This is a genomic window from Limnospira sp., assembly GCF_051859755.1.
GTDB classification, from domain to species: Bacteria; Cyanobacteriota; Cyanobacteriia; order Cyanobacteriales; family Microcoleaceae; genus Limnospira; species Limnospira fusiformis.
On record NZ_JBIMLI010000232.1, the window covers coordinates 1 to 4,339 of the forward strand.

3 protein-coding genes are annotated in these 4,339 nt (G+C 45.3%); 2 read left to right on the plus strand and 1 reads right to left on the minus strand.

Annotated features, from left to right (window positions below):
• Positions 1-294: 294 nt before the first annotated feature.
• The gene (gene ilvD, locus ACTIE0_RS23000) at positions 295-1,977 is read right to left on the minus strand and encodes a dihydroxy-acid dehydratase (protein ID WP_006667951.1); all 1,683 of its coding nucleotides are present in this window, start codon (positions 1,975-1,977) and stop codon (positions 295-297) included.
• A 319-nt stretch (positions 1,978-2,296) separates the two neighbouring features.
• On the opposite strand from ilvD, the gene ACTIE0_RS23005 reads away from it, so the two are divergent.
• Positions 2,297-3,121: a pentapeptide repeat-containing protein gene (locus tag ACTIE0_RS23005; protein ID WP_006667952.1), complete on the plus strand. Its 825-nt coding sequence runs from the start codon at positions 2,297-2,299 to the stop codon at positions 3,119-3,121.
• A 423-nt stretch (positions 3,122-3,544) separates the two neighbouring features.
• Positions 3,545-3,952: a hypothetical protein gene (locus ACTIE0_RS23010; RefSeq protein WP_006621738.1), complete on the plus strand. Its 408-nt coding sequence runs from the start codon at positions 3,545-3,547 to the stop codon at positions 3,950-3,952.
• Positions 3,953-4,339 lie beyond the last annotated feature (387 nt).

Sequence of the window (4,339 nt, forward strand, 5' to 3'; positions counted from 1 at the left end):
TTTATCCTCAACTCTTCTCGCTTATTAGACCCTATTGCCCTAAAATATTAACCTAATTTGAGATTAAATCATGCTCCTTTTTGTGACACTCCTAGGTAATCATACCGTAGGGTGCGTCAGACACCGAGAATTATCATCAACACCCGATAATTGATTTCTGACGCACCAGACACCGAGAATTATCATCAAAGCCCAGATAATTGATTGAGGTGCGTAGCGCCGATAATGATTCGGTGAGGATGTAGATAGCCTGCTTCTGACGCACCCTACGAAAATGATTAAGTCGAACCTAGGTTACAAATTTACATCCGTGACCGCGCCGCGACTGCTAGTGGATACCAACTTAGCATACTTAGCTAGGACTCCCCTCGTATAGCGAGGTTGACGAGGCTGCCATTCCTCCCGTCGCGCCTGTAATTCCTCATCAGAGATATTAATTTGTAATAGGCGGGCTTTAGCATCAATAGTAATACTATCGCCCTCCTTCACTAAGGCGATCGCACCTCCGACCGCCGCCTCTGGAGCCACATGACCCACAACCAGACCATAGGTTCCCCCTGAGAAGCGACCATCAGTAATCAGCCCCACAGAATCCCCCAAACCAGCCCCAATAATCGCCGAAGTAGGAGCCAGCATCTCCCGCATTCCCGGCCCCCCTTTCGGGCCTTCATAGCGGACGATAATCACATCTCCCGGATTAATTGAACCCGCCAGAATTGCCTCAAGACATTCCTCCTCCGACTCAAACACCCTAGCCGGTCCAGTAATTTGAGGATTTTTGACCCCAGTAATTTTAGCCACAGACCCCTCCGAAGCCAAATTACCCTTGAGAATAGCCAAATGTCCTTGAGCATACATAGGATTATCCCAAGGGCGAATCACCTCCTGGTTAGGGTCAGGTTCAGCCGGGATATCAGTCAACTGTTCCGCAATAGTTTTACCAGTAATCGTCAAAGCATCGCCATGTAACAAGCCATGTTCCAACAACATTTTCATCACCTGGGGAACTCCCCCAGCTTGGTGAAATTCTGTAGTTACAAACCGACCACTAGGTTTCAGGTCGCACAATACCGGAACCCGTTGTCGCATAGTTTCAAAATCATCCAGAGTTAGTTCTACCCCCATAGAACTGGCGATCGCCAGTAAATGTAGCACCGCATTAGTAGAACCCCCCACAGCCATAATCACCGCCATACCATTTTCAAAAGCATCACGGGTGAGAATTTGGCTCGGTAAAATCTGTTTCCGAATCGCCTCAGCCAATACAAACGCCGATTGTTCAGTGCTTTCCGCTTTCTCCGCATCTTCAGCCGCCATAGTCGAAGAGTACATCAAACTCATCCCCATAGCCTCAAAAGCTGACGACATAGTATTAGCCGTAAACATACCACCACAGGAACCCGCCCCAGGACAAGCATTGCGTTCAATCCCCAGTAATTCCTCATCAGGGATTTTCCCCGCGCTATGTTGTCCCACCGCTTCAAAGGCGCTAACCACAGTGAGGTCACAGCCATTATAGTGACCCGGTTTGATAGTTCCCCCGTAAACGAAAATTGCCGGAATATTCATGCGAGCAATGGCAATCATCGCCCCAGGCATATTTTTATCACATCCGCCAATAGCTAACACCCCATCCATACTCTGACCATTACAGACAGTTTCTATGGAATCGGCAATTACATCCCGCGACACTAGGGAATATTTCATCCCCTCCGTACCCATAGAGATACCATCACTGATAGTAATGGTTCCAAACAGTTGGGGCATAGTTCCCGATTGTCTCAGGGCCGCTTCTGCCCGTAATGCTAAATCATTTAAGCCCATATTGCAGGGAGTAATGGTACTATAACCATTAGCAATGCCCACAATGGGTTTATTGAAATCCTCATCGCCAAAGCCTACAGCCCTTAACATAGCCCGGTTAGGGGTTCGCTGATTGCCCTGGGTAATTGCTTTACTTCTCAAATTATCTGACATCCCTGGTTTCCTGTTTCTAGTAAATCTTGGGGGGTTGACCTATTTTCTCTGGTATCTTTCCCTAACGATCCTATAATTTACCAGGTTAGTGATGCCTAAGCGATCGCTAATTGGGGACAGGATGTGGGGGTTACCCCTCAAATTATGAACTATCACCACCAATGTGCCGTTTTCAGGAGATGATTATTACATACAGGGTATAACTACGCGGTTGGACATATAGTGCGGAAAGTAGGGAAACTTGTTGAAATCATAATTCTGAGGGATTTTATCCCCCAGTTGTTTAATACTGCAATACTGATGATGAGGTTAATTAAACATGGAGGTTGAGGAGCTACTCAAACAATATGCCGCCGGGGAGAGAATGTTTCGGTCTGTTAACCTGGTTGGGGTCAATCTCAGTGATATGGATCTGCGGGAGGTTAGCTTGATCCGGGCTAATCTCGAAAATACTAGCTTCATTAATACTAATCTGAGTGGCTCTAATTTCCGTGAGTCTAAATTGATGGGCGTGGATCTCACTGATGCTCAACTCGCTGATGCTAACCTGATTAGCGCTAATTTAACTGATGCTAATTTTTCTAGGGCTAATCTAACCGGGGCTAGTATGCGGGGGTCTATCTCCAAAAATGTCACCCTAAATATGGCTAATCTTACTGATGCTAATTTGGCTGAGGCTAATTTTACTGAGGCTAATTTTATTGGCGCTCATCTAGTTAACAGCACTTTGATCCGAACTAATTTGTTAAAAGCTAATTTGAGTGGTGCTAACTTGGATGGAGCTAATCTCACTAATGTGATTATGCGCGATTCTACCCTTGAGGGTGCTAATTTATCTAATGCTACCCTCAGTGGCGCGATGCTGATGGGAGCTAATTTTCATCGAGCTGATTTGAGTCGGGTTACTATGGTGGGGGCTGATTTAACTGATGCTAACCTCAGTGAGGCGAATCTACGGGCGGCTAATGTCAGTTGGACCAGTTTAAGGGGGGCTAATATGAGTCGCGCCCGACTTTATCGCACTAAACTAAATTGGTCTAATCTCAGTGGCGTTAATTTGATTGAGGCTGTCATGTTGGACACGGTACTCTACCGCGCTAATTTGCGTGATGCTGATTTGCGGGGCGCTATTTTACCTGATTAATTAGCCTTTAGGGCGAGAATCCCGCAATAATTAGGGGAATTAATATCAGGGCTGTTAACACCACTGTTACTGTGATCGGATCTATCTCGGGCTTTGGTTGCGGATTGCTCATGATTATTACTTAGTGCTACAGGACATCAAAATTAGTGTTTCTGACTCACCCTTGGTTAATTAGTCTAACTTAGAGAAAATTGGGTTTCTATACTATCGACTGGGTAATTATAGCATAGTGTCTCAAATTTGTATATATTTATGCTCCATAAGTTCTGATGGAAATCCGGCTCTATACCATGATCAATATGGGTGAATTGCCATTGAGGTTTGAGAAACTATTGCTGATGTTAATATTTGTTAATGTGGCTAGAGTGAACCCGACAGAGTATGCTACAAGGTTGAATTAATTTGTGGTGAGGAGTAATTCCAATGCAGTGGACAAATAGGTTGAATTTCATTGCCGCTACCCCAACTATTATTGGTATAAGTGTTTTAGGAGTTGCTGTTCCTAAAGCCTTGGCTGATATTGTCTGTCGGGGAACTATTTTCCGGACCGACGCAGATAACCTATCTTTTTCTGTTCCCTGGAGTCCTAATACTGGCTTTGAACAGGAAGTAGAGTTTCGTAATGCTCGGACGGGTGCGGGTATCGCTCAATCTTCCCGTTTACAATTCGATCGCAGAAATGATCAAGGTCAACGGGTTTATCGTGGCAATGTCAGCGGTATGGCTAGTGTCACTTTAATTGATTTGGCAGAGTTTCAACCTAGACCCGGAACTAAAGTTTCCGTATCCTATGATGGTCAATGGGGACGCGGAACCTGTTCTGGTCTTTAGTATCTTCGATCGCTTAATGTGCCTTATCCTCATCTCTGTGGCAGATATTGCGAAGTTGACAGGGACGTGATCAAACTTAACAATAGGTGTCACTTGACAATTCAGGTTATGGTGTTCTGTGCTAGAAATTAGGTAGAGATTTCCCGCTGCGGTGCTGAGGTAAAAACCTAACCCGTAAGTTAAGAGGGAAGTCTTGTATCTGCTATGATACTTCGTAGCCCAGAGACTCTGGGTGGTAATGCCTGTGGAGCTTAATTTAATCGCAGATTAGTTGAACCAATTAGGGCGATCCGCTACAATACCAAGTATTGTGCGAGACCTTCGGGTATGAAATAGAGCTGAAATGGGCGAAATAACTACCCGGTGAGGACTTCAACCCCTTGGTTG